Origin of the sequence: uncultured Victivallis sp., from assembly GCA_944389935.1 — a bacterium.
In the GTDB taxonomy this organism is placed as follows: domain Bacteria; phylum Verrucomicrobiota; class Lentisphaeria; order Victivallales; family Victivallaceae; genus Victivallis.
The window spans coordinates 1-25,962 of record CALXOE010000012.1 but is presented as its reverse complement, the minus strand read 5'-3'; the positions used below and the strand labels follow the sequence as shown (position 1 = coordinate 25,962).

General features: G+C 58.1%; 20 protein-coding genes. 12 read left to right on the top strand and 8 right to left on the bottom strand.

Going from position 1 to position 25,962, the window contains the following annotated elements; translation table 11 throughout:
- Nucleotides 1–12 precede the first annotated feature (12 nt).
- The gene (locus Q0J85_RS05530) at nt 13–1,347 is read right to left on the bottom strand and encodes a malic enzyme-like NAD(P)-binding protein (protein ID WP_294478993.1); all 1,335 of its coding nucleotides are present in this window, start codon (nt 1,345–1,347) and stop codon (nt 13–15) included.
- A gap of 48 nt (nt 1,348–1,395) precedes the next feature.
- On the bottom strand, nt 1,396–2,160 hold the full coding sequence (gene hisF, locus Q0J85_RS05525) for an imidazole glycerol phosphate synthase subunit HisF (RefSeq protein WP_294478991.1): 765 nt from the start codon (nt 2,158–2,160) through the stop codon (nt 1,396–1,398).
- A gap of 174 nt (nt 2,161–2,334) precedes the next feature.
- Between hisF and Q0J85_RS05520 the strand changes: the two genes are divergently transcribed.
- The 3 genes from Q0J85_RS05520 to Q0J85_RS05510 are packed head-to-tail and all read left to right on the top strand — an operon-like array spanning nt 2,335 to nt 4,878.
- Nucleotides 2,335–2,844: a nitroreductase family protein gene (locus Q0J85_RS05520; RefSeq protein ID WP_294478989.1), complete on the top strand. Its 510-nt coding sequence runs from the start codon at nt 2,335–2,337 to the stop codon at nt 2,842–2,844.
- Complete coding sequence (locus Q0J85_RS05515) at nt 2,828–3,985, top strand: hypothetical protein (protein ID WP_294478988.1); 1,158 nt, start codon at nt 2,828–2,830, stop codon at nt 3,983–3,985. The genes Q0J85_RS05520 and Q0J85_RS05515 overlap by 17 nt, the downstream gene beginning before the upstream one ends.
- A complete protein-coding gene (locus Q0J85_RS05510) occupies nt 3,982–4,878 on the top strand; it encodes a D-hexose-6-phosphate mutarotase (RefSeq protein ID WP_294478987.1) in 897 nt (298 codons plus the stop codon). Before Q0J85_RS05515 ends, Q0J85_RS05510 begins: the two co-directional genes overlap by 4 nt.
- Before the next feature lie 124 nt (nt 4,879–5,002).
- On the opposite strand, the gene Q0J85_RS05505 is transcribed toward Q0J85_RS05510, so the two are convergent.
- Nucleotides 5,003–5,431, bottom strand: coding sequence for a helix-turn-helix domain-containing protein (locus Q0J85_RS05505; RefSeq protein WP_294478985.1), 429 nt, complete (start codon nt 5,429–5,431; stop codon nt 5,003–5,005).
- 443 nt (nt 5,432–5,874) lie between these two features.
- Between Q0J85_RS05505 and Q0J85_RS05500 the strand changes: the two genes are divergently transcribed.
- The 5 genes from Q0J85_RS05500 (at nt 5,875) to Q0J85_RS05480 (ending at nt 15,054) form a co-directional block, all read left to right on the top strand.
- Nucleotides 5,875–6,612, top strand: coding sequence for a hypothetical protein (locus tag Q0J85_RS05500; RefSeq protein ID WP_294478984.1), 738 nt, complete (start codon nt 5,875–5,877; stop codon nt 6,610–6,612).
- A 202-nt stretch (nt 6,613–6,814) separates the two neighbouring features.
- Complete coding sequence (locus tag Q0J85_RS05495; RefSeq protein WP_294478983.1) at nt 6,815–9,967, top strand: hypothetical protein; 3,153 nt, start codon at nt 6,815–6,817, stop codon at nt 9,965–9,967.
- Between the two features lie 235 nt (nt 9,968–10,202).
- Nucleotides 10,203–10,856: a type II secretion system protein gene (locus Q0J85_RS05490; protein WP_294478982.1), complete on the top strand. Its 654-nt coding sequence runs from the start codon at nt 10,203–10,205 to the stop codon at nt 10,854–10,856.
- A 14-nt stretch (nt 10,857–10,870) separates the two neighbouring features.
- Nucleotides 10,871–13,585 carry a hypothetical protein gene (locus Q0J85_RS05485; RefSeq protein WP_294478981.1) on the top strand — a complete coding sequence of 905 codons (2,715 nt, stop codon included), beginning with the start codon at nt 10,871–10,873 and terminating at the stop codon, nt 13,583–13,585.
- Nucleotides 13,586–13,926: 341 nt separating this feature from the next.
- Nucleotides 13,927–15,054 carry a substrate-binding domain-containing protein gene (locus Q0J85_RS05480; RefSeq protein WP_294478980.1) on the top strand — a complete coding sequence of 376 codons (1,128 nt, stop codon included), beginning with the start codon at nt 13,927–13,929 and terminating at the stop codon, nt 15,052–15,054.
- A 57-nt stretch (nt 15,055–15,111) separates the two neighbouring features.
- Here Q0J85_RS05480 and Q0J85_RS05475 read toward each other — a convergent pair whose 3' ends face one another.
- The 5 genes from Q0J85_RS05475 to mtaB form a co-directional block, all read right to left on the bottom strand.
- Complete coding sequence (locus Q0J85_RS05475; protein ID WP_294478979.1) at nt 15,112–15,861, bottom strand: hypothetical protein; 750 nt, start codon at nt 15,859–15,861, stop codon at nt 15,112–15,114.
- A 515-nt stretch (nt 15,862–16,376) separates the two neighbouring features.
- Nucleotides 16,377–18,341, bottom strand: coding sequence for a hypothetical protein (locus Q0J85_RS05470; RefSeq protein ID WP_294478978.1), 1,965 nt, complete (start codon nt 18,339–18,341; stop codon nt 16,377–16,379).
- Nucleotides 18,342–18,789: 448 nt separating this feature from the next.
- Nucleotides 18,790–20,112 carry an FAD-dependent oxidoreductase gene (locus Q0J85_RS05465; RefSeq protein ID WP_294478976.1) on the bottom strand — a complete coding sequence of 441 codons (1,323 nt, stop codon included), beginning with the start codon at nt 20,110–20,112 and terminating at the stop codon, nt 18,790–18,792.
- A gap of 28 nt (nt 20,113–20,140) precedes the next feature.
- Nucleotides 20,141–21,064, bottom strand: coding sequence for a PTS sugar transporter subunit IIA (locus Q0J85_RS05460; protein WP_294478974.1), 924 nt, complete (start codon nt 21,062–21,064; stop codon nt 20,141–20,143).
- Between the two features lie 18 nt (nt 21,065–21,082).
- On the bottom strand, nt 21,083–22,372 hold the full coding sequence (gene mtaB / locus Q0J85_RS05455; protein WP_294478973.1) for a tRNA (N(6)-L-threonylcarbamoyladenosine(37)-C(2))-methylthiotransferase MtaB: 1,290 nt from the start codon (nt 22,370–22,372) through the stop codon (nt 21,083–21,085).
- Between the two features lie 137 nt (nt 22,373–22,509).
- On the opposite strand from mtaB, the gene Q0J85_RS05450 reads away from it, so the two are divergent.
- From Q0J85_RS05450 to Q0J85_RS05435, 4 genes are all read left to right on the top strand, one after another.
- A complete protein-coding gene (locus Q0J85_RS05450) occupies nt 22,510–23,076 on the top strand; it encodes a hypothetical protein (protein ID WP_294478972.1) in 567 nt (188 codons plus the stop codon).
- A 24-nt stretch (nt 23,077–23,100) separates the two neighbouring features.
- A complete protein-coding gene (locus tag Q0J85_RS05445) occupies nt 23,101–23,904 on the top strand; it encodes a metallophosphoesterase (protein WP_294478971.1) in 804 nt (267 codons plus the stop codon).
- Between the two features lie 21 nt (nt 23,905–23,925).
- On the top strand, nt 23,926–24,894 hold the full coding sequence (locus Q0J85_RS05440; protein WP_294478967.1) for a LacI family DNA-binding transcriptional regulator: 969 nt from the start codon (nt 23,926–23,928) through the stop codon (nt 24,892–24,894).
- A gap of 110 nt (nt 24,895–25,004) precedes the next feature.
- The gene (locus Q0J85_RS05435) at nt 25,005–25,889 is read left to right on the top strand and encodes a hypothetical protein (RefSeq protein WP_294478965.1); all 885 of its coding nucleotides are present in this window, start codon (nt 25,005–25,007) and stop codon (nt 25,887–25,889) included.
- Nucleotides 25,890–25,962 lie beyond the last annotated feature (73 nt).

Below are 25,962 nucleotides of genomic sequence, written 5' to 3'. Positions count from 1 at the left end.
CGAGGCGCGAAATCACTTCCGCACGCGGTCGGCGACGCTTTTCTCATAGGCGTCGAGATCGGCGATCTCGAGTTGGGCGACGCCGGATTTCATCGCCGCTTCGGCCACGTAACGCGCCACACGGGGCACGACGCGGGGATCGAACGGCTTCGGAATCACACAGTTGATGTTGATTTTGCCGGGTTCACCGTCGAACATGCCGGCTTTCGCGTCGTCGGGGTAGGCTTCGGCGAGCTGGGCTTTCACGTCGGCGGGAACGGCTTCGGTGGCGAGTTCCGCAAGAGCCGCGGAGGCCGCAAGCTTCATCGCTTCATTGATGTCGCGCGCCCGAACGTCGAGCGCACCGCGGAAGATCCCGGGGAATCCGAGCACATTGTTGATCTGGTTCGGGTAGTCGCTGCGGCCGGTGCCGACGATCGCCGCTCCCGCCGCGAGCGCGACATCCGGGAAGATCTCCGGAACCGGATTGGCCATCGCGAAGATGATCGGGGAGGGCGCCATGGATTTGACCATTTCGGCGGTGACGCAGTTCGGCGCGGAGAAGCCGAGGAAGATATCCGCCCCTTTCATCGCGTCGGCGAGCGTGCGCGCATCGGTGTCGGCGGCGAACTCGGCCTTCTCCGGATTCAGGTCGGTGCGTCCCTTGTGGATGACGCCTTTCGAGTCGCAGAGAATGAAGTTTTCCCGCTTCGCACCGGCAGTGATGTAGAAACGCGAACATGAGATCCCCGCCGCGCCCGCTCCATTCACGACAAAGCGGCACTCTTCGATCTTCCGCCCGGTGAGTTTGAGTGCATTGAGAATCGCGGCCAGACTGATGATCGCCGTGCCGTGCTGGTCGTCATGAAAGACCGGAATGTTCATGCGCTTCTTGAGCGTCTGCTCGATCTCGAAGCAGGCGGGTGCGCCGATGTCTTCGAGGTTGATTCCGCCGAAAGTCGGTTCGAGCCGCTCGACAGTTTCGATGATTTTCGCCGCGTCGGAGCGTCCTTTGTCGTTGAACACTTTCCCGAGGCAGAGCGGGATCGAGTCGATATCGGCGAACCGTTTGAAGAGCACGGCTTTCCCCTCCATGACCGGCAGACCCGCTTCCGGTCCGATGTTGCCGAGACCGAGCACTGCGGTGCCGTCGCTCACCACGGCGACGAGGTTGCCGCGCGAAGTGTACTCCCAGACCGCGGCGGGATTCTCCTTGATCTCGAGGCAGGGCTGGGCCACGCCGGGGGTGTAGGCCAGAGCGAGTTCCGCGCCGGTGTCACAGGGTTTGGAGGCGTTCACGGTGATTTTGCCGGGTTTCCCGTCGCGATGATAGGCGAGCGCCTGGAGTTTCAATTCTTCCTTGGTCATGGTTGTTTCTCCCGAAAGTGGTGAATGAATCGATCTGATTGAGTTTCGTTAATTTTCCCGGACCGGAATACCGCGCTTCCGGAGGAATCGCTTGGCTTCCGGAATCGTATAGGTCCCGAAATGGAAGATGCTTGCGGCGAGAACCGCGTCGGCATGCCCTTTCCCGAGCACTTCGGCGAGATGTTCGAGCGTACCGGCGCCGCCGGAGGCGATGACCGGAACGGAAACCGCGTCCGAGACACGGCGCGTGAGTTCGCAGTCATATCCGGCGCAGGTTCCGTCGGCATCCATGCTCGTGAGCAGAATCTCTCCGGCGCCGAGTTCGACGCCGCGCACGGCCCATTCGACCGCGTCGAGTTCCGTCGCGTTCCGGCCGCCGTGAGTGTAGACGATCCAACGCTCTTCGCCGGGAACTTTGCGCGCGTCGATCGCAAGCACAATGCACTGGCTGCCGAACCGTTCGGCTCCTTCCCGGATCAGATCCGGGCGCAGGATTGCGGAGGTGTTGACCGAAGTCTTGTCGGCTCCTGCCAGCAGCATGCGGCGGATATCCTCGACCGAGCGAATCCCGCCGCCGACCGTGAGCGGGATGAAGACCTGTTCCGCGGTGCGGCGGACGACGTCGACCATCGTTTCGCGCGCATCGCTGCTAGCGGTGATGTCGAGAAAAACAAGTTCGTCCGCTCCCTGTTCATCATATTTCCGGGCGATTTCGACCGGATCGCCCGCATCGACGAGGTCGATGAAGTTGACCCCCTTGACCACCCGGCCTCCGGTCACGTCCAGGCAGGGAATAATACGTTTTGCCAGCATCGGGCCCTCTTTTCGTTATGAATCCATCACTCAACGTCCTTATAATATAACACGGAAATCCGGTTTTTGCACGGAAAATCCCGGGTTTTTCGGCGGGAAAATTTGCTTTCCGGCCGCTTCCCGGCTACATTGTATGGAGAGATGAAAACCGTATGACAGGAAGGGGGTTTTTCCATGGATTTCTACGATGTTGTCACCACCCGGCGGAGCATTCGTCATTACTCGGATCGTCCGGTTTCGGACGAGTTGCTCAAAAAAATCGCTTATGCGGTGTCGCTGGCGCCGACGGCGTGCAACCGGCAGCCGTTCAAGATTCTGGCGGTTCGGAATCCGGAGATGCGCGCGGCGATCTGCGCAGCCTGCCCGCAGCGGTTTCTGCCGGAAGCTCCGGTGATTCTCGTTGCGCTCGGGAATCCGAAAGAGGCGTGGCGCCGGGCGGGAGACGATCATTCGATCATCGAGATGGATCTCGGAATCGTGCTCGAACATGCGATTCTCGCGGCGACCGCGGAAGGACTGGCCAGCTGCTGGGTGTGCGGATACGATTTGAAAAAGATGAACGAGGCGCTCGGACTCGAAGCTCCGTGGAGTGCGCTCGCCCTGGCTTCGCTCGGTTACGCCGCCGCGGAAGCTGCTCCGCTTCAGCACAAGCCCGAGGAGGAAATCTTTGAAATCGTCGATTGAGCAACCCATGGCCGGAGAGGGGAAAATCATCGCCGGGCCGGGATTCACCGGGACGGTTCGTCCGGATGGCGACCGGGTGTTTGAACTGACCGCCGGAAAGCGTTCGCTGCTGAGGCTCGGCCGCGTCCGCTGCGGAGGTTTTGCCGAGACGGGGGCGCTTGTCAGGAAATTGCGCTGCCACGAATCGCTCGGTTCGCAGTCGGCTTCGATCGATATGGAGTCGATTGTTCCGTTCGGCTGCGAATACCGGATCGAACGGGAACTCGAGATGGCATCGGGCATCGCTTTGTGGACGGTGGATGTGAGCGCTGTTTCGCGCGGGATCGTCAGCGCAGTCGAACTCGAGCCGGTCGTGTTTCCCGGGCCGTGGGCGAAGCTGGAGTATCTCGTTTACGGCGAGAGCGAGTTCCGCACCGCCTCCCCGGGAGAAGAGCATACGGAGTTTCTGCGCGGACGCGAGCTGATTGTTTCGGTCCGTCTGACCGCTCCGGACGGAGCGCGCGTTGAATTCAACGCGGGCGGAGATCTCTGGCGTCATCGTGCCGCGATGCGTCTGCCGGAGGTGGCGGGGGAGTATGCACTCGCGGGTAGCGCCGGCGAAATCGTCCTGACGCGGAATGTGTTCGCGTTCCCTGTGGAAGCAGTCATCGAAAAACGGCCGTGGCGGTTCCGGAACAGTTTTGCGTGGTCGCTGCCCGGCGACGTCTCTGCCGGACCGGATTCTGACGCGGAGGCGGAGGAGACGGTTCTCGACTATGCGGCTGCGGAGCTGCCGGAGTCGGGGAGGCGGATCGAATGCGGCGGCCGCGGCACGGCGTTCCCGTGCCTGACCAGTGCGGCGGCGCGGCGGATTTTCCGCGACTTTGTGCGGCGGGCGGGGTCGAATGTGCGGGTGACGGGGCTGGTGCCCGGTATCTGCGGGGCGGCGGCTCATCTCGAGCGCCCCGGCAGAAAGGAGCTTGAGCACCTCGATCTCGATGATTGTATCGCGTTTTATCTGTGGGGCAACCGCCGGCTGGCGGAGAAAGGATTTCAACTCCGGATTGCGCCGGCGTCGGAGGGGTTGTTCGCCGGATCGGTGTGTGCGGCCAATCTCGGGCGCTGTCCGCGCGTTCCGGTGGAAGAGTGGAGGGAAGAATGAATCTGGAAGAGTTGAATGAGAGATTCGGATCAAAATCCGTGACGTTCCGGGAGGGGCCCGGCAAATTCGTCACTGCCGTGATTTGCAACCGGGAAGCCGAGGCGGAGATCTGTCTGCACGGTGCGCATTTGATGAAGTTCGTCCCGGCGGGGGAGATCCCGGTGGTCTGGATGAGCAAATCGAGCTGGTTTGAGGCGAATAAGCCGATTCGGGGCGGAGTCCCGGTCTGCTGGCCGTATTTCGGAGCGGCGGCGGATCCGGAGCTGCCGGCGCACGGATTTGCGCGGCTCTCGGAGTGGCGAATCGCGGAGGTTGCAGAGGAGGGGAACGCCACGCGGATTGCGTTTGTCCTTGCGCCGGAGGATGTGACGGCGATGGCGGTGCCGTTCGCGTTTGAATTGCGCATGGAGTTCCTGGTCGGGCGGATTCTCCAGATGACGCTGACGATGAAGAACTGCTCTGAGAGCGAACAGGTGATCACGGATGCACTTCACACCTATTTCAATGTGAAATCGGCGGAAGCGATTGCGATCCGCGGCCTCGACGCAGTGGAGTACGAAAACCGCGTAGTCGGAGCGGAGGCGTTCGGCTGTGTGCAGGATGGCGACATTCGGATTGACTGCGAAGTGGACCGGATCTATCTTGACACGACCGGCGCGGTGGAAATTCTCGATCCGGGCTTCGACCGGACGATTGTGGTGGAGAAGTTCGGGAGCGCCTCGACGGTGGTCTGGAATCCGTGGATTCACAAGTCGCACGCGATGCCGGATTTCGGCGACGAGGAGTATCATACGATGGTCTGCATCGAAGCGGTCAACGCCTCGAAAGACCGCCGCACGCTCCCGCCCGGCGGGAGTCACGTTCTGAGCCAGAAGATCACCGTGAAACGGTAACCCGACGCCCGGGATGTACTTCCTGTAAGCGGATGTTACAGCCCGGGCAGATCCCCGCCGGAATCTCGGTGTATGCTTTGACCGGTGGCTTGTTCTTGTCAGACCGTTTTTCAGAATTCCATCGTCATATTTTCCCCGGGTGATAGTTCGACTCCAGATAGCGGTTGATGTCCACCGGTTTAATCCGGTAGAACTTGTCTACCCGGATGAACGGAATCTTCCCCGCATTGCAGAGCTGGCGCATTTTTTCGTTTGAAATCCCGAGAGTTTCCGCCGCCTGATCCAGCGTCAGGGTTGGCATGACCGCAAAACGCGACTCGATTCGCTCGGCAATCCTGTCGCCGATCGCAATCGCAAGTTCCACGTTTCCCGTTTCGTTTTTTTCATAATTTTTACCTGGTTTGTTTTGGTATAAACATTTGCGGCAAAAATTTTTTTCCATTTCATTCAAGAGGAAGCGAATCAATTCTGCATCAGATTGAATGCCTTTTTCCTGCTTTATCGCTTTTATCTTCGCGAGTTCTTGAAGCGTAAACACTTCTGTCTGATCCATGTTTTCGTTCTCCTTTCTGGATTAATGTATGTTTTTATGAAAAACTATTTCAAGTATTTCTTTTTAAAAAATTTTGATTTTGGGGTATTCGGTAATATTTTATAAAGGGGATGATGAACGCGAAGGAGAACGACTTATGGCTGTTTTTGAGGAGCTTCGCTCGGCGTTGCGTCGTCAATACGACGATGGACTGACACAACAGGAAATTGCAGATAGAACTGGAATATCACGACCGCTAAAAGCCAGAACGTGGCTGTCGACGCCACCGAGAAGATCGGATAAACCGAAATTCAAGTGAAAATTCCCGTTCAGGAAAGGATGAAAGATTTCTGTTGGAGTTCAAATGATTTTCTTACGCATCTTAACAATCGTTTTGGTTTTTGGTTATGTGGTTGGGGGGCGGCTCAAATTTTCCGCTGTTTTCTGATTTGGGAGTAGGAATCATGATGCGTTTTCTCATGGCAATGTTCTGTGCGGGAGTCGGGTGTTTGCTCGCGGGATGCTGGACGGTTTACGAAACACCCGCGGTCGCGTTGGATCGTTCGCAGAAATTCGATTTGAATCTGCGATTGGAGGGATTCACCCTCACCACACTGCAGCAGACCGGATTCAGCAGCAGTACGGCAAATGCCACCGCTTACGACTGGCAGACAAACAGCACTGTAAATGCATTTGGAACTTCAACAACGGCCCATTACGCGTATCGTCCGGATGAGTCGTTTTCGTATTTGGTCACTGATGCGTTTGAAACGCTCGGATTCAATATCCGCAGCGATTCCCCGGAACTCGTCCTCGCCGGGAGAATCGGCGACGGGCGATTCCCATGGAAAAGCTGGCAGCTCTGGGTTCGAGACGCTCCCCTTTTTTTAGTTGCTATTCCAACTTTTGGAATGGTAATCAGTTGCCCCCGGGTCAATGATGCAGTGATTATCGTCTATGACCGTTCCGGAAAAAGAATCGCAGATTACTACGCAGAACAGCAATATTATTCGCTTTCTTTCGGGTTTCCATTCGCAAACTTTTTTAATAACAAGGCTTATGAATGGTATGGGGACCGACGGGCCGCTCAATTTGCCATGGCCGATTGTCTGAATCAATTTCTCGCTGATTTGAAAAGCGGAAAATTCAACGAGGCAATCGAAAAAGCCAAAGCACATTACGCAGGAAAGCTGGAGAAGTGAATGGCGCTGCATCGACCGGGGAGGGATAATTTTTACCTCTCTTCCTGCTGAGTCGGCGTTTTTTTCATCCCCCGTCATGTCATAAGAGCGTTTTGATTATTTTGTGCGGTTTTTTGATTCGTTTGTGATGGAAAATACGCAAAATGCAGAGTATTCTATAACTGTAACCTGAATCTTAAAGAATAAGAAGCGAGGTAACTGAATGGATAGTCTGTATGCTGCCGACCGCAAGGTGAAGTTCGATGACCTTTTTGCGTCTCCGGGGGCTCTTTACCGTGATACGCCGTTCTGGGCGTGGAACTGCAAACTCGAGCCGGAAGAACTCAAACGGCAGATTCGGATTTTCAAGCAGATGGGCATGGGCGGATTTCACATGCACGCCCGCACCGGACTGGACACGCCGTATCTCAGCCCCGAATTCATGAATTGCGTGAAAGAGTGCGTCCGCACCGCGAAAGATCTCGACATGCTCGCCTGGCTCTATGACGAGGACCGCTGGCCCTCCGGCGCCGCCGGCGGTTTTGTCACCCGGAATCCGGAGTTTCGCGCGCGGCATCTGCTCTTCACCCCGAACCGCCGGACAGAGGCCCCGAACCCGGAAAACGACAACTCCGGCCGGTTTCTCGCCGCCTGGTCGGTTCGACTCGACGACTCCGGCGCGCTCGCAGACTATCACCGCATCGGCGAGGATGAGAATCCCGCCGGGGGAGCGGAGAAATTCTACGCCTATTTGATTGTAGCTGAGCCGGATCCATGGTACAATGACCAGACCTATGTCGATACGCTCAATCCCGCCGCAATCCGGAAATTCGTCGAGGTAACCTATGAGGCCTATTTCCGCGAAGTCGGCTCCGAATTCGGCAAGACGATCCCGGCGATCTTCACCGACGAGCCGCAGTTTACCCGCAAGAGCGCGCTGAAATTCGCCCGCGAAAAACGCGATGCGGTCTTCCCGTACACGAACGATCTGCCCGAGAGCTATCGCGCCGCTTACGGCTGTGACCTCTTCGATACGTTTCCCGAGGTGATCTGGGAGCTCCCGGACGGGAAATATTCGCTGGCTCGCTACCGGTATCACGATCATGTCGCCGAGCGGTTTGCCGCAGCTTTTGCCGACACGATCGGCAGCTGGTGCGAGAATCACGGCATCCGTTTCTCCGGGCACATGATGGAGGAACACACTCTCGAATCTCAGACTTCGGCACTCGGAGAGGCGATGCGCAGTTACCGTTCATTTCAGCTGCCCGGCATCGACATGCTCTGCGACGGGTTCGAGTACAGCACGGCAAAACAGGCGCAGAGCGCATCGCGTCAGTATGGCCGTGGCGGCGTGCTCTCGGAATTGAACGGAGTGACCGACTGGGACTGGGATTTCAAGGGACACAAGGGACATGGTGACTGGCAGGCCGCGCTCGGCGTCACGGTTCGGGTGCCGCATCTCTCCTGGGTGTCGATGGCGGGGGAGGCGAAACGGGATTACCCGGCTTCGATCAGTTTTCAGTCGCCCTGGTACAAAAAGTATCCGATTATTGCGGATCACTTCGCCCGGGTGAATGCGGCGATGAGTCGCGGACGGGCCCGGGTGAGAGTCGGAGTCATTCATCCGATCGAGTCCTACTGGCTCGTGTACGGACCGCAGGATATGACCGCTTCGCGCCGTTCATCGCTCTGGGAGACGTTTGAGTCGATCATTCAGTGGCTGCTGAATGGACTTGTGGATTTCGACTTCATCGCCGAATCTCTGCTGCCGGAGCTCTCTCCGGTGCAGATCGGGAAGAGCTTCATTGTCGGAGAGATGGGATATGACGTCGTCATTGTTCCGCCGTCGATCACGCTGCGCGGAACGACGCTCGACCGGCTTGAGAAGTTTCGGGCGGCGGGCGGTCGCGTCATTTTCGCCGGGGATGTGCCGGTCTGCTGTGACGCGGTGGAGTCCGATCGGGCGTTGAAGCTTGCGGAGAAGTCGGAGCGGATCTCATTCACGCGCGAATCGGTCCTCCGGGCGGTGGAGGATCTGCGGGATGTGGCGGCGATCCGGAAGTGCGATGGTTATCCGATGGGGAATCTGCTCTATCAGATGCGCGAGGAACAGGGCGTCCGTTATCTCTTTCTTGTCGATACCGACCGGATCGGCAACGCGCAGGATCTGTACGTCCGGGTTCGCGGCAGCTGGCAGGTGATTTACCTCGATACCATGACCGGCAGGGAGATTCCGGTCGAGGGAACGCAGGAGAACGGATGGACGCAGTTTGAATTTCCGATGTATCCGCACGGGCATCTGCTTGTGAAGCTGCTTGCTGCGAACGAGTGCCGCGGAGAGAAGATCGGCATTCCGCTGCTGACGGACGCGGAGGCGGAGGCCGCGACGGTGGATCACATCTCCGGGGTGTTTCCGATTTCGCTCGATGAACCGAATGTTCTTTTGCTCGACCGTCCGAAGTGGCGGATGGCCAGTGACGCAGAGTGGCAGCCGCCTGAGGAGATTCTGCGGCTCGACAACCGTGTCCGGAGTCGGCTCGGGCTGCGGCCGCGCGGCGGACACATTGTTCAGCCGTGGGTCTACGGAAAGTCGACCGAGGTGCTCGGAACGCTTGAACTCTGCTACACGGTTGAGACTCTGATCGACGTCGAGTCTCCGCTTCTGGCGATGGAGGAGCCGGAGAACGCCGAGATTTTCCTCGATGGCGTGAAAGTTCCGTTTGAAGAGAACGGGTACTGGATCGATCGTTCGTTGAAGACGGGATTTCTGCCGAGGCTTGCGTCGGGGACGCATGAGCTGCTCATCCGGATCGCCTATACGAGGTCGGGCAATGTGGAACGCTGCTTTATTCTCGGAGACTTCGGCGTGGAACTGCGCGGGGATTCTGCGCGGATCGTCGAGCCGGTCCGCGAACTGGCCTGGGGAGATGTGACTCGGCAGGGACTGCCGTTCTACGGCGGAAACATCACGTATCACTGCCGGTTCCTCCAGGAGAAAGAGGAGGAGTTGCTGCTGCGGCTTCCGTCGCGCGTCACCTCGGTTCCTCATGCTCTGGGTGGAACGGCTGCTTCGCGTGAAATCCCGCTCGGAGGATTCCGCGGGACGCTTGTGAGCGCGTCGCTCGACGGGAAACCGGTCGGGGATCTCGCATTCGCGCCGTATCAGTGCGAACTCGGGAAAGTGGCGAAAGGCGAACATGCGCTTGACCTGACGCTCTACGGCAGTCGCGTGAACTGCGAGGGGTCGGTGCATCTTTCGTTCCGGATCTCCTGGGCCGGGCCGGGTGCGTGGAGAACCGAAGGCGACATGTTCTGCCGCGAGTACCAGGTGCAGCCGCTCGGCATCACAATCGCTCCGCGGTTGCTGCGGAAGTAGTCGTCCGGAGTCGACGAAAAAAGAGTTCCGGCGGATTTCCCTGTCCGCCGGGACTCTTTTGCTTTCTGGACAGAAAAAGGGGCGGAATGCGTTTTTTTTTGCCTCATCTGTCCTGTTTTTGTCATGAATTAACTTGGATAACGGAATGACAGGGGTATTGACATTGTGTGGTAGTTCCGGTATAATTGATAGAAGAGAGACCCCTTAACCATTCAGTTGCAGGAAAGGAAGCATCATGCGCGAATTTTCAGATCAAAATAAGATGGGTCGTAAATCATATTTTACACTGATTGAACTCTTAGTTGTGATTGCGATCATTGCGATTCTTGCGGGGATGTTGCTGCCGGCGCTGAACAGTGCACGTGATCGCGCACACACGACCAAGTGTCTTTCCAACGCAAAACAGTTGGCGCAGAAAATCCATCTTTATGCGCAGGATTACAACGATAAAATAGTTACTCCGGTTTATGCCGGATCTCCGATCGGCTGCTGGCCCAAACGGCTGATCCCGTATTGTCCGGAGTTGACTCCGCAGTCATTGATGAAACGCAAAAGCACAATATTCAACTGTCCCTCGTTTCAGGACGGCTTGGACAAACTTGCTGATTACTGCTATATGACGGACGGACAGTGGATGTTTGGACATATCGGCATGAATGATCATCTTGGAAATAGGCAACTGGGAAAACTCAAATCCAGAATCATATTGACTGCGGATGTCGGAGCAAACAATGATGCCGGCGGAACGTTTAAGTGGGAGTGGCGTTCCCGGATCAATTTTCGTCACAACGGAAGATCCGTCTGCGTTGCTTCATTTGTCGATGGTCACGCGCAGATGAGAAAGGTTACGGAGAAATTTGTCGAAGAGATCTTTAATCCAGACAAATAAAGCGGGAAGAATTCATGAAGCATCTGTCGTTTTTTCTGATTCTCGTCTGGGCCGCTTTTTTGAGCGCCGGGGAGAACATCTATCTTGGAGACTCCTATCGGCTTATCCTGGACGGGGGAATCAAACTGGAAATCATTGATCCGGACGGAACCAGCCATTCCTTGATAGACTCTGTCTGGTTTGACGGTCACACGGAACAGTGGAAGCCCCGGTACAAGAGCAGAGATGCCTTGGTGGAAGTTGCCCGCAACGATTCCACCGGGATGGACGCGAAACTTACGTTCCAGTTCGACGGAAATGAGGCCGGTCAAATGGCCGCAACGGCAGAAATCATTGCTCGGAGCGGCTGGTTGCATCTGAAATTTACTCAAACTTTCTCCGGGCAGCCAGAATCAACGATCCGCCGCCGGATTCTCTTCGGATTTCCGACCGGAACGACCAATTTGTTCCGGCGGAAAGGATTCGGGGCGCTTTCCGAGTTCAGTCCGGACATTCCGTTCCTGAAATCCTCATTCTCTCCGCGCAGCTATTGCGACTCGGGTACCAGGTGGGAGAAGACGCAAGATGGAAAATTGACATCGAGTTTTGAAATGATGCTGGTTCCATATTCGGGAGAGCCCCCGAAGTTCTCCGGCAGTCTGCTTTCGCCGGAAAACGACGTCATCGGCTGGGGATTTTTCACCCGGCCGTTCGGAGTGTTCTGCAATCCGGAGACCCCGCAAGGCGAACTGGTATTTCTCAATCTTCGCGATGAAGCATTGCAGAAAGAGTATACATTGGAAATCAAGGATCATCGCGGTGCGGAGTTGCTGAATGAACCGCTCCGGTTAAAAATGCTTCCGGGCGGAATACAGCGGATCCGCCGTACATTCCCCGCGGACAAGCAGGGGACGTTCACCATTTCCGCCGGACCGTTGAAAACCGGCTATGCGCTCATTCCGCCCGGGGAACGTCGCTGGAAAGATCGAACCATCTTCGGAATGCAGACCTACATATGGAATCCCCGCACTCCGGATATCATGGAGCTGATGGCGAAGATCGGCGTTCATTTTGTCCGGCAGGCATGGTCATCCAGTCCCGGAGAAGAGAATATTCCGCTTCGTTCAAAGGATGGCTCTTTTCTGCCGGATTCCGTTTCTGAATGGCATGGGAAATATCAACGGAACGGATTGGAGATAATCCCTATGCAGGAACGGATCCTGCGACTTCCGCCAGGTCTTTTCCGGTTCAGTGAGAACGGCAATGAAAACAACATTCACGGGCTTGCGGTCTCTGTTGCGGAACAGCAGAAAATCAGTTATGTCAAGCAGAAACAGCGCGACCCGTCAATCCAGGTTGGAACTGCCGGCTTCGCAGGAGTCGATCTCGCATGGTTGAATGAGTTCGCGGAAAATGGAGCATGGAATTATTTCGACGTACTTTTCGTACATCTTCACTGCTTCCCGCGGGCGCCGGAAGTCAACGGCACAATGACATCGATTTTCTGGCTTCATGACCGTGTGGTTCTGTTGCGGAAATTGATGGAAAAGTATGGTGAGCGACCCGTTGGCGATACCGAAAACGGATATCTGGTACTGAATCCGAACATGCGTCCCGAACAGTATCCGCTCGCCATGGTCAGCGACGACAATGTCGCTGCGGCATATATGGTTCGCAGTTATCTTCAGGCCATGGCTTACGGAATGTTCGCGAAACTGTGGTTTGTTCTGGAGAACTACGGTGGATTCGGGTTGTATGAGAATGGACGTCCTCTGCCGGGATTGGCCGCTTATGCGGCAATGACTGCCATGCTCGACGGCGCGGAATACATTGGCGAACTTTCATCGGTCGATTCCCCGAACGACGCATCCGACCGGGAGACATTCATCCGTAGCTGGTTCGGTCAGGCAACGGAAGGGGAGGAAAAAGTCCTTGAGTCCGGACATGGAGCCGTTGTGACGGACACTCCGGATCTCTCGTTGAAACCGATTCCATTCATCCGGGCGTTTCGTGATCCGGCCGGAAAACCGATTTTGGCCTGTTGGGCTACGTTGACCCGCCAGCGTGTCGTGTCGCAACGTGTCCCTACATCCGCCTGGAAAGGGCAGATGCCGGGAAAGAGCATCTTGTGGAATGGTTCTGTCCTCAATATGGAGCCGGAGCCGATCCCGATATCGATTCCGGTCGATGTTCCCGAGGTCATCGTTCATGACATGATGGGAAATGCCCGGACGGAGTCCTGTCACGGCGGCATCTTACACCTGAAGCTCTCAGATGAACCTCAATTCATTTTCGGAGCATCTCCGGCAATATTGGACGAGGCGGCCAGACATTCCCTGACGATCTTCCGGAAACCGGGTCGTACCGCTGCCGCGAAATTGTGGCATCCGCTCATTCAATGCATTCTTCCGGAATCCAAAACATTCCCGAAACGGAAGTCAGTCTATGACCGGGAGAATATTGCCATGAACTTCACCCCCGGGCAGGAACACTCGGTTTTTGTACGCTTGACGAACCTTTCTTCCGGGACTCAAAAGGGAACCGTCCGCCTGGAGCTGCCGGAGGAGTGGAGCTGCACTCCGGAGAGCGTCGGTTATGAGATTCCGGCCGGGACGGAACGTCAGATTGTCGCCGAGTTCAAAATCAAGGCGAAGAACTCTTCCGCGCCGGTAAAGCTTCGGAGCATTGTTGATTCCGAAGAGTTCGGGCGGATCGCCGACTCAGTCATGAATGTGACCGTTATGCCCTGAAGCACTCCGGAGAAAGCATTCATGTTGATTCATCAGCTACGATATGCAGTGTGCGATCTGCGGGCTCGGAAAGAGAACTTCTGGGGGCAGACGTTTCGCGGTGGAATTTTCCGATGGAAAGACGGTAGCCGGTTCGCATTCTGCATCCCGGAATGCGGCGAATTCAGAAAAATCAGAGAGCTTCACCTTGACGACTGCGCGAGGGAGGTGTATGTTGGGAGTACATCGAACGGTCACGATTCGAGCGGGTTTACCCCCTTATTCCGGGGAGATGTCCCGCTCGCGGAAAATGTCACGGCGGATTGCGTCAAGAGGCCGCTCCCGTTTGCGGTTGGGGAAAAATGAGCAGCAAAATCAACACCGTACAGCAGCGGATCCTCAAGCGGATCGTCGAACGGAAAACCCCGGAACGGCAGTTTCTGCCGTCGATCCGGGAGCTGGAGCCGGAACTCACCTCCTGCCGTCAGACGATCCACCTCGCGCTGCGCGAACTCGTGGAAGCGGGCGTTCTCGAAGCGCTGCCGCGACGCGGATTCCGGGTGCGCAACGCCGGACTCGCCGCCGGTTTGTTCCATGCTTCAGCCGAATTGCAGATCGCGTTTGTGCTGCCGCGCTGGATTGAAAAAGGGATTCAGTCTTCGATGTTCTCGGAGATTCTCAACGGCGCGGAGGCGGCCGGGTTTCCGGGGCAGACCGTCAATCTCGTCTATTTTACACTGCCGTGGAGCGCCAACGAGCGGAATTTTTCGCTCGAACGTCTGGCTTTCCCGAGTCGGCGCATTTCCGGAGCGATGCTGGTCGGGCCGACGCCGGATTTCATTGCTGAGCAGTTCATCGCCAAGTGTTCTGTGCCTGTGGTGCTGATCGACAACCAGAGCGATCTGGAGTCAACCATCTGCGTGACGCAGGACAATCTCGGCGGCGCGGCCCGGGCGGTGCGTTATCTGCATGAGCACGGCCATCGGCGGATCGGCATGATCTCCGTCAAACCCCGCAAGATGCGGCTCAACGAACGCATGGCCGGTTTCTATGCGGAGATGCACCGTCTGGGGCTGGCCGGACAGATCGCATTCATTGAGGAGACCGACTGGGACGGCGATACTGTCTCCGGCGGAGAGGATTGCGCCCGTCGGCTGCTGCGGGACGGTCTGAACGACGCCAGCGCGATTCTGGCGCTGAACGACCACATGGCGTTCGGGGCGATGCGGGTGTTCCAGGAGGCGGGCATGCGGATTCCCGCGGATCTGTCGATCATGGCGATCGGCCGCGACGCGCAGATTGCGGAGTTCTGTTCACCGCAGTTGAGCACGATGTGCTGTGATCCGCGCCGCCTCGGAGAACTCGGACTTGAGGCGCTGCTCGAACGCATCCGCAACCCGGATGCCGGTGGCAGACACATCCTGCTGAACATGACGCTCTGCGAGGGCGGGAGCGTCGGCCTCGTCCCCGTCCCCGCCCGTCCCGCCTGATTTTCCGCCGCTTGCGGGGGAGGGCGGACGCCTCCCTCCGGCATTGTCGTACGGTGGTTATCTCCGGGGCATCAGATCGACGACCGGGAACGTGTCGATCCGTTTCACCTCCTTATTGCCCATAACGCCATCGGAAACCAGAATGGAGTTTTCGCGGGTTTTGCCGTTGTCGCAATCGTTTACGATCAGGCTCATCCTGAACTGCTTCAGCCGTTCAGGCTGGTCAAGTCCAACCGCATTCCATGGAATTTCAACTTCGTAGACGGTCTGTTTCGCTGTTTCGTCGCGGCTTGTGCGCAGCTTGAGCTGCCGGGCCGTGACGGCCGGATTAACTCCATCGGGTGCCAATGTTCCGGCAATGACCGGCGTTCCGTCGTCACGCCGAATCAGGCAGAACTCCCAGTGTCCTTTCCGGTCGGGCAGGCCGAACGCGAGCTGGACGCTGTCGCCATTCGTACCGTTTGCCGCCGGAAACGGCTGGGAATGAACGTCATCTCTGACGACGATTTTCACCTGGAAAGAGCGATTGTCGTACTTCGGATAAATTTCCGCGCTCAAATCCTCCGGACCGCTCCATACCATGTCGATGAATTCCGCGCCGAACGGAACATGCTGATAAACTTGTTCCTGCCGGTTCAGTCGGATCACCGGTTCCCGGCTGTAGGAGCCATACGGCATCAGCCATGCGGCCCGCACCGGAATCGACAGCGTTTCGCGCATGGCGCCGACTTCGATTTCGCATTTGACTTTCATCTCGGCCGGGTGAACGGCGCGGAACGCGCTGCCGCCTCGCAGCAATATCGGCATTGTTCTGCACTGCCCCGGCGGAATGGTTACTTCCTGCGCCCCGGAAAGTGTGAGTTCCGGCGGATTTGTCTATCCGCCGGGACTCTTTTTCCTGATTTGTGTCCATACGGGATAGCCGCTGGCGCTGCATTTTCTGCGCCTCTCCCCTGGGGTGGACAACTTTTATGAAAAGGTTGGTGTAAAAGCCTTGCGTTACTATGTCCCATCGTTTGCCGATTGCAAGTTTCGCAATGGACGCCGTTGAATCTCCGCGATAGCATTTTCTGAATTGTAAGAACTTATGCAGGTTCAAGTCATATTTGCAATCTGCAATTACTTGGAACAAATGTTCACAAAATATCGGACACTGCCTTTTTAAGTTGTTGTGCTTCTTTAAATGACGGTTTCACTATAATCAAGCCGGAAACGGTTTTTTTTCAAGTATCTTCTTTAAAATATGCTCGATTTTCCGGACGTTATCCGCGAAAAGCGGAGAATGAATTTGCTCTTCCGGGAACCTGCCGCGTCTTTACGCTTCAGTCTGTATCTGAGTTGCAGGGGGGACGTAATTGGTTCGGTTCCGGAGGCGCGGGAGCGGGCCATTCGGTGAGGACCGTGAAGGTGTCGCGCCGCCACTCCTTTTGGAATTTCGGCGGCATTCGGTAATTCTCTCCCGGCGCGGAGAGCTGCCAGCCGGGGAAATCAATCGGAACGATACGCTCGTTCTCATGCCGGAACACTCGGGCCATATGCGTGAAACGGATCGCTTCTCCGCTCAGGGCATCCACGGGAAGCGGGGTGCCGAGCTCCTCAAGCGTTTCCGGCAGACGCCCTTTCCCGCGCCGATACCTTTCGACCTGCAAGGCCAGTTCCGTCATGCGGCAGCGCGTCTCCGCCCGCAGCAGCTGATCCCGTCCGAAAAAAGGATTCCTGCCGACGAACGGCTCCTGATACCATTTCGCGTCTGCCAATTCCCGCTTCAGGGCCTCGTCCGCCGCAGGACTCCACTTCTCCGGATGGTCGAGATACTCCGTCACGATTCGCAGATGCCGCATCGCAAGCAGCCGGTCCTGCTGCTGAACGGTTTCCGTCCAGAGGCACGGGAGCGTCGGAAAGAGGGGCGTATTGCCGCGGAAGAGAAACTCCAGCGTGCCGTCCCGAATCTCCGGTCCGATGTAATTTTGCACGTTCAGCCTCAAAACCAGCAGCACATCCGGATACGGAACCGCCAGCGCGGGAAGCAATTCCAGGGAAAGGTACGCGGTACCGCGTCGCCCGCCATGAAAGGAGGCTCGAAGTCGATCGAGCCGGCCGCGATTGGAGTCGGCGACTTCCCGCAGTTGCGCATCATTCAGCAGACCGCTCCCCAGCAGCGCGCCGATGGTATCGCATCGAATGCTTTCGATCCCTTGAACTGCCAGCGCTTCGAGGAGAAAATCGCTTTCCGGAATCAAATCCAGAAAACGGGTCATGAGCCGGAACAACCGCATGGCTTCCTGCCCGTTCTGTTCCTCGAGCGCCGCTATGATCCTGAGACTGTAACAGCGCGCGGCGGCAATCAGATAGCTCTCGGAACGAAATCCTGGATCGATCAGCAATCCGTCCGGAATAGGACGCGGATATTTCAAACTTTCACCCGATGCGATTAGCGACTCAGGCGGCAGGAAATCCGCCCGGTACTCTTTCCCGGCAAGACAGGCTTTGAGCTTCCGTCGTCCGCTCTCCGGAGAGGCGAAATACTCCATCGTCGACATCGGCAGCGGAAAGTTTCGACAGCGATTCACCAGCGCTCCGAATTCCGCATTCGGCGCTCCTCCCCGGTTCAAAAATTGCTTCAATTCCCCGCGGTTGACGGGAACTCCAATATTCTGGAGCAGACGGGTTTCCCTCCAAATCTCATGTTGTGTTTCGTAATAAAGGAGGTATCCCGGCAGCGTCACCAGCAGAAAAGCGATAAGCAACCCAAGCCAGCCGAGCCATTCCCGTCTTTCCATCGGCACATCGGCGATGCGTCGGCCCGCTCCGAGCCAGCAACCCGCGCTCACCGCGAGCGCGCAGAACGGGATCGGATTCAACGGGCCGATGACGAGTCCCGTAATCCAGTAAAGCGCCGCCCCCGCGATCATTCCCCACGGCAACCAGTGCGACGAACGCGGAAGCTCTCCGGCAAGCGAGTGGCCGAGGAACCAGTAGCGGATTCCCGGCAGGCAGAGCCGGAGATCCTCCCATGTCGAAATGCTCCGATGACGCCGTTCTTCCCGCATGACCGCGATCCAGCGGTTCTGCTGAAGAGCGATCCCCAGCGCAACAGCACAGACGCTGGCGGCCGTCAAAAGCGGCAGAAAGAGGACGAGCAGCTCAAAGAGGTAAACAGTATGATCCTCTCTCGAACAGAAGTACGGTTCGACTTCGTGCAGAACGCCGGGCAGGGTCGCCAGCCCCAGCACGGCAGAACCGGCAGCCCGCACATAACGGACATTTTCCGCAAAGAGTCCCTTCAACGTAGCGTTTTCTGTTTTCTCCGGAAAAGGGGGGGCTTGTCGCGGACTCCTCCGGTTCCAGGGAAAGTGGAATGTCCGGGCGGCAGCCGTCTCCTGCCGGTTTCGGCAGATTTCCTGCAGTTTCGAGTTTACGCCGGAGAGTCTGTTTCCGGATCGCTGCGGCGAATTTCCCGAGAACGAAAAGTACAAGCAGCACTCCCGCGCCGATGAGCGCTCCGTCCGGGCCGATCCACTGGAGCCCGCTCCACTCCTGGTGCAGCGGAAAGAGACGGATCAACCAGCCGGCGAAAATAGCCACCCAGAAGAGAAAGACCACGATTTCAATCCGAGGCAGAAATTTCATACTCGAAAATCTCCTGTTTCGGCGGAGAAATTTCCCTTTGAAGAAACTCTCCGCACGCCGCCCCCTCTCCCCGGGAGGAGCCGGTGTTTTGAGCCGGTATCCCGTTTACGGGTTGAAGTATGCGCCGTGGGCGAGCAGGTCACGCCGGAGGCGGGCGACGTCGAGTTCCCGCGGAGCGCTGCCCTGCACGGCCGCCATCGCGGCGGCCGTCCCGGCGGCTTCCCCCGTCACGAGGCAGACCGGCATGACCCGGACGCTGCCGTAGGTCATCCGGTCGCTCGAGATGCACCGTCCGGCAAGCAGCAAATTGTCGAGCTTCTTCGGCAGCAGACAGCGGAACGGAATCCCATGCGACTCGCCGGGTTTGTAGCGCCCGGCCTTGTCGATCACCGCGCGCATATCCGCACTCATGCCGTGAATGTCGAGATAGTAGGAGTTGCGCCCGATCTCATCCTCGAAATCGCGCCGCGCAAGATAGTCGTGGTAAGTAAGTTCGTACTCTCCGGCAATGCGCCGCCCCTCCCGAATCCCGAGCAGATTCGCCGTGCACGCGAGAAAGGCGCCGCCGAATGCCTCCGGCTCGTACTCTTTGAGCGCATTCAGGAACGCCCGGGCGATTTTCCGTCCCCGGATCATCGCCGCGGAAACCTGTTCCGGATCGGTGCTGTCGACGTTTTTCAGGTGCCCTGCATTGAATCCGACCGTACCGGGACCGTTGAAATTCTGGCAGAGGTGCGTGTCGATGATCTCCGGATATTTCCCCTCTTTCACAATGCGGTGTATGGACGAGTCCGGATTGCTGCCGTGCAGACGGCAACTGTGCTGATAATAGTAGGAATCGACGTTCGAGAGCTGGAAACAGAGCGTGGCATGCTGCGTCTCCCCGGTGACTTCGTCCCCGAGTTTGAATTCCGCGCCGGCCCATGCGGCGATGTCGCCGTCACCCGTCGCGTCGACGAACATCTTCGCCCGGAAAGCGGTCAATCCCGCTTTGCTGCCCGCAATGACCGCGTCGATCCTGCCGGAGTCGGCCTTTTCCACGGCCGCGACAAATGTGTGAAAGAGCACATGGACGCCAAATTCTTCCAGCAGATCGTCGTAGGTCCGCTTCAGCGACTCCGGATCGATCGAAACCCAGTTCAGCAGTTTTTCATTCACATGCCGGATTCCGGACTTCGCCCGGCGGAACACCGTTTCAGCGAGGCCGCGGTAGATGATCTTCTCTCCGTCCGAGAATGGACACCAGGCCGGAACCAGCCCCGAGGTTCCCATGCCGCCCGGTGCCCCGGTGCTTTCGAGCAGCAGGGTTTTCGCTCCGGCGCGCGCCGCCGCCGCTGCCGCCGCACACCCCGCCGGACCTCCGCCGACGACGATGACATCCCAAGCCGGTGAGATTCCGATTTTCCCGTGATAGCGATACGATTCCATTTCCCATTGCCACAGAACGAGTTTGAACTTATTCCCAGAAAAGCCGGGATGCGAATTTCTTCAGATTGACGATTCCGGCGAGCTTCCCGGCAGAATCAATGACAATGAGCTGCTTGATGTTGTTGACGAGGAAGAGCTTCGCAAGCTGAACCGCCGGAACCGATTCATCGACGCTCACGAACTCCGTGCGCATGACGTCCGCCACTTTCGTGTCGTTCGCCCCCTTGAGCACCTCCGAGAACGGCTGGAACCGGTACATCGGCGTCAGATCTTCCAGCCAGAGAACATGTTCCGGCATGCTGAACCGCAGCAGATCGAGCAGCGAAATCACGCCGCGCAAATCTCCATCATCGTCGATGACCGGGATCTCGAATTCCCCGGTCGTGGCGAAGAGCTCGATCGCACGCTGCAGCGTATCTTGTTCCAGCATGGTCGTGACCTGGCGCGTCATCACGTCGCGGACCCGGAGAAATTCCGGGATCGTGAACCCCGAGCCGCTGAAGTGACTCGTGACCGCTTCCGGAGTCGGCAGAGCCGCCACCGTTTCGATCTCATCCCCCGCCCCGAAATCTTTCGCGAGCGCCGAGAGCAGCTGCAGGTGCAGCCCGGGGTCGTCCCCCGGCGTGAGCAGCATCACGACGACTTTCACCGGACCCATTTCCGGAACGCCGAAGTCGATCCCCTGCGTGCTGGTCGCCATCGCGACCAGCGGTTTGTCGAGTTCCGCGAGGCGCGCGTGCGGCACCGCCAGCCCCGGAGCGATCACGGTCGGAAACATCGCTTCGCGCGCGAGAACTTCGTTGACGATGTTGGCGGCGGAGAGTCCGGCATTGTTGCGTGCCAGCAGTTTCGCGAGTTCCTCGATCACCTCCGACCCGGTCTGGGAACTGCTCCGGCAGATGATGTTTCCTGTGGCGAGATAACTGTAGAAATGGGTTGCGTTGTCGGTCATGGCTCCTCCTTGCATCTGTCAAACCAGGTTGCTTGCCGTATTTTCCGCGGTGGCTTCGACGGGGACGATCCGGTCGAGCGGAACCTCGTCCGCCGGTACGCGCAGTTCGACGTAATTGTCACTCCAGCCGCGCGCCATCCCGTCGGAATCGATCCGTTCAAAGATCACCGGGAGTTTCTGTCCGTACAGGCCGGCGATAAAACGCCGTTTCGACTCCGCCGCAATCACTTCGAGCCGCTTGTGGCGCTCTTTCGCGACATCCGGCGGAATCCGGCCGGGCAGTGCGGCGGCCGGGGTGCCCGCGCGCGGCGAATAGGTGAAGATATGCAGATTCGCGAATTCCATCGATTCAACGAACCGGCAGCTCTCCGCAAAATCCTCCTCCGTTTCGCCGGGAAATCCGACGATGAGGTCGCTGCCGAGGTGGATCCCCGGAATCCGTTCGCGCGCGGCGCGCACGAAATCCGCATATTCGGCTGTCGTGTAGTGGCGGTTCATCGCCGCGAGAATCCGGTCGCTGCCGTTCTGCAGCGCGAGGTGCAGAAACCGGCACACTTTCGGTTCGGAACTCATCACGTCGAGCAGGGAACGGTTCCCCGGTGCCGGTTCCGTCGAACTCAGCCGGATGCGGAATTCGCCGTCGATCCGGGCGATCTCATGAACGAGCGCGCCAAGATCCCGCCCGGAATCGGAGTAGGCGCAGATGTTGACGCCGGTCAGCACGAGTTCCGGGAAGCCCGCTTCGACCGCTTTCCGGCAGTCGGCGAGCACTTCGTCGAATGCGCGCGACCTCTCCGGCCCGCGTGCGTAAGGGACGATACAGTAGCTGCAGAAGTTGCCGCACCCCTCCTGAATCTTCAGGAACGCCCGGCTGCGGAACGGAAAACTCCCGAACGCATTCTCCCGGAAAGGAGTGACTGGCTGCTGCATGCTTTTCAGCGCGCCGCCGAGTCCGGCGTGTCCGGCGAGAAACTCCCCCACGAGTTCCGGCAGCGACCGCTTTTCCGGATTGGTCAGCACGACGTCCGCGGCGCTGTCCGCGAGGAACGCTTCGCGGTCGAGTTCGGCGCTGCACCCCGTGACCACGATCACCGCTTCGGGGTGCATGCTCCGGAATTTCCGCACCATCTGGCGGCTTTTGCGCGCGGCCTCGGCCGTGACCGTGCAGCTGTTGACGATGATGAGCGCGACGTTTTCCGCCGACTCCGAAACCTCATAGCCCGCTTCCGTCAGGCGCGAGACGAGCAGCGCGCTGTCGGCGGAATTCAGCCGGCATCCGAGGGTGAAAACAATGGCTTTTCGATTCAAGATGGAACTTCCTTTCCCGCTGGTAACATAGAACCGTTTCCTGTTTTTTGCAACTCGAAGTGTCTGATTTTCTTGCACAAACCCGGGAGAAAGGGTATATTAACGCGAAGCGAACGACAATACGCAGGAGACGCGAGATGGCGAAAAACGATTTTATCAGCGACAACCTCGTTCATATGCGCGAACGGCTCAAGGAAAATGCGGCGCGGGCCGGAGCTCCCGCCGCCGTCCCCCGGGAGGACAAAACGGGAACGGAATCGGCACCGCCGCCGCCGCTTTCGACGCGGATTCCGATGCGGCAGACCCCGGATCGAACCGATGGATTCGACCGCCAGCGGCGCGATTTCGGCTGCCGGCTCGAACGCGATCGCGCCGCCGTCGCGGCCGAACTTGAACTTGAATCCCGGAAAATCGCTGAACTTGAGCGGTTTTCCCAGGCGCTCGATTCGCTTGAGCAGGGATTCCGCAATCTCGCCCCCGGCGAAACTCCGGAAGTTCTGCGTGAGTTTGAAAAGCTCCGTTTCGCCTATTACCGGGCTTCCGGACGGGTCTCGGCGTTCCTGAAAGGGGGAGGCGATTCCGCCTCCGCTCCGGAACGCGAGGGTATCCGGCACGGAACAACTGCGGTGTGGATGCCGGTCGCGGCGGCCATGGTTGTCTCGGCGCTGATCGTTGCGGTCACGCTCATCGTGCTGTTCCATTGAGGCGCAGAGGAGAGGAGAGTGGTAATGAGGATCGTTCACTTTTCCGATCCGCATGCGGGCGGCGCGGCTGAGGATTGGATGGCTTATATCGATAAACGCTGGGTCGGCGTATTCAACTACAAATTCCGGCGTCAGTTCCGGCACGATCTCGGGAAACTCGAGCGCGCGGTCGAATATATTCTCGACACGAAACCCGATGTCGCGGTCTGTACCGGGGATCTCACGAGTACGGGGCAGCCGGGAGAATTTGCGAAAGTGCGTCCGATCCTCGCGCCGCTGCGCGACTCGAAGATTCCGCTGCTCTATCTGCCCGGCAACCATGATTGTTACGTCCGGCGTCCGAAGTGCGTGCGGGCTGTGCGCGAGATGACGGAGTATCTGTCAAAAGGGGATTACCGTTTCCCGGAACTGCCGATCCGGCGCGAATATGCGGGGGTGGAGTTTCTGCTGGTCAATACGAGCCGCCCATCGAATCTGCTCTGCTCCTGGGGATTTCTCTCCCGCGCTGATTCGGGGTGGATCGAGTCGGTCTGCGCGGAACCGAAGAAAGGTCCGCGCATTCTCCTGTCGCATTATCCGATGACGGAGGAGCATCCGATTCTGCGGATGCGTCACCGGCTTTTCGGGCAGAAGCGGGTTCTGGAACTGCTCCGGGAGCATCAGATCGATCTTTCGCTCTGCGGTCACGTGCACAAGCCGTATCTGAAAGTCGATGCCGAGGGGCGTGGAGAGTGTTGTGCCGGTTCGGTCACGCGCAACGGCAGCATGGTCGAGATCGACTGCGATTTGCCGCGCGGGAGTTTTTCGTTCCGCACGATCACGCTTTGAGCACGACGGGAGGAGCAGAAAGTGGCGAGCGACATCAACGAACTTGCGCGGCAGTGCGGGGTCTCGAAAGCGACGATCTCTCGCGTGTTCACGGGCCGGGCGCGGGTCAGCGATGAAGTGCGTGCGCGTGTGCTGGCCGCCGCCCGCAGACTGAATTACCGTCCGCAGCAGGTTGCGGCGCGCGACTGCGTGGCGATCGTGATTGCGGATCTGCCGTCGCCGCAGCGGAGGCTGAGTTTTTCCGAACGGCTGCTCACCTCGGCGGTTTTCGAGATCACCCGCAACCGGATGTTGACGGAGGTGATACCGGTCCGGGATCTCTCCCGGCTTTACGACAGTTACACGCGGGCGGTCCTGCTGCTGCTTTCCGAACCCCACATCGAGGAGCATCTGGCGGAGTTCGAGCGGTTGCCGATGCCGATCGTGACTGTGAACAAGCAGTATCCGTTCAGCAGTTCGGTCAACACCGATCACGGGCAGGGGGTGACGCTGGCGTTGCGGCATTTGTATGAGAACGGCCATCGGCGTATCGGGCTTACGGTCGACCGGATCGAAAATCAGGCGGGGCAGGAGCGCATTGCCGCTTACACGGCTTTTGCAAAAGAGAGCGGAATCGAGCCGTTGCCAGTGGGGCATTTCCACAACTCCGGCGGGGAGGAGTCGCAGCGGGAGCTCGACCGCGTGCTCGCGGCGCGGCCGACCGCGCTTGTGGTCTGCGGGGAGAGTGTGGCGCTCCAGGCGGCCTGCGGGTTGCGGAAGCGCGGACTCCGGATTCCGGAGGATATTTCGCTGATCACTTCCGAACTTGAAGACATCTGCCGCTGGCTCACGCCGGAACTGACGACGATCAATCAGGATCTCGACGCGCTTGCCGCAAAGACGGTTTCGCTGCTGCTCGCCCGGATTCGGGAACCGGACTCTCCGCGCGAAGACATCCGTCTGCCGAGTTCGCTCATCGTGCGTTCGAGCGTGAGGAATCTGAATGCGTAATCCCGGTCGCCGGGCTTCCGTAGACGATATTGACGCTTTGCCGTTCGATCAGCCGGTATTTCACAGCAGATTATCCCGGAGTCGGAGAAGATCAGCATGGAGAGGTGTGAATGATGAAAATCCTGGTTTCTGCGATCTGCACGATCGTGATGTCGATACTGCCCGCTGTGGTTTTCTGCGGGGAGCCGACTCCGTTGAAAGAGTTTAAAATTCCGGCGTCGCGCTGGGCGCCGGGCTCTTTCGGAACGGTTTCCGGAGAGCGGCTTGTGATCGAGGTGCCGGAACAGGCGAAAGCCGCCATGAATTGTGCCGGTACGGAGATAGATCTCGTGCCGTTCCGCGGCCAGTCGCTCTGTTTCACCATACGCGGACGGGCGTGGAATGTTTCGACGCCCCGGGACTCCTGGAACGGAATCAAATTCATGCTTTATTACCGGGATGCCGACGGGCAGGAGTACTGGCATCATCCCTCACATCTGAAAGGGACGTTCGACTGGCGGGAAATCTCGTTCTCATGTGCCATCTCCCCGACTGCGGAGAAAGGAAGTCTCAAGCTCGGGCTTCAGGACAGTTCCGGAAAAGTGGAGTTCGATCTGGCCAGTCTGCAGGTGTACACCCTGTTCTCGCCGGTGAACCGCGATTACCGGGTTTCCTATCCGGAACGGGTCGCCTCCATGCCGCCGCTGCGGGGCGTGATGTCGCCGCACTCGTTCACCGATGACGATCTTGAGACTCTGTCCCGCTGGAACGTCAAGCTGATTCGCGCCCAGATCACGCGGGACTGGGGAAAAGCCGACACCGATCGGGATCTGGCGGAATACGATCGCTGGCTTGACGGCAAACTCGATCATCTCGAAGAGGTGTTCGGAAAAGCCCGGAAGTATGGCATCCTTTTTGTGATCGACCTGCATTCTCCTCCGGGTGGACGTGAGAAAGGGGGAGACATGTATATGTTTTACGAGGTAATTTCAAAAGTTTTTAATTCGGCGGAATGAAAAAAGAGGCAGAAGGTTCATCTTAACTCTGGGACTATCAAACCTGGAGGAAAAATGAACGATCTGCCGAAGC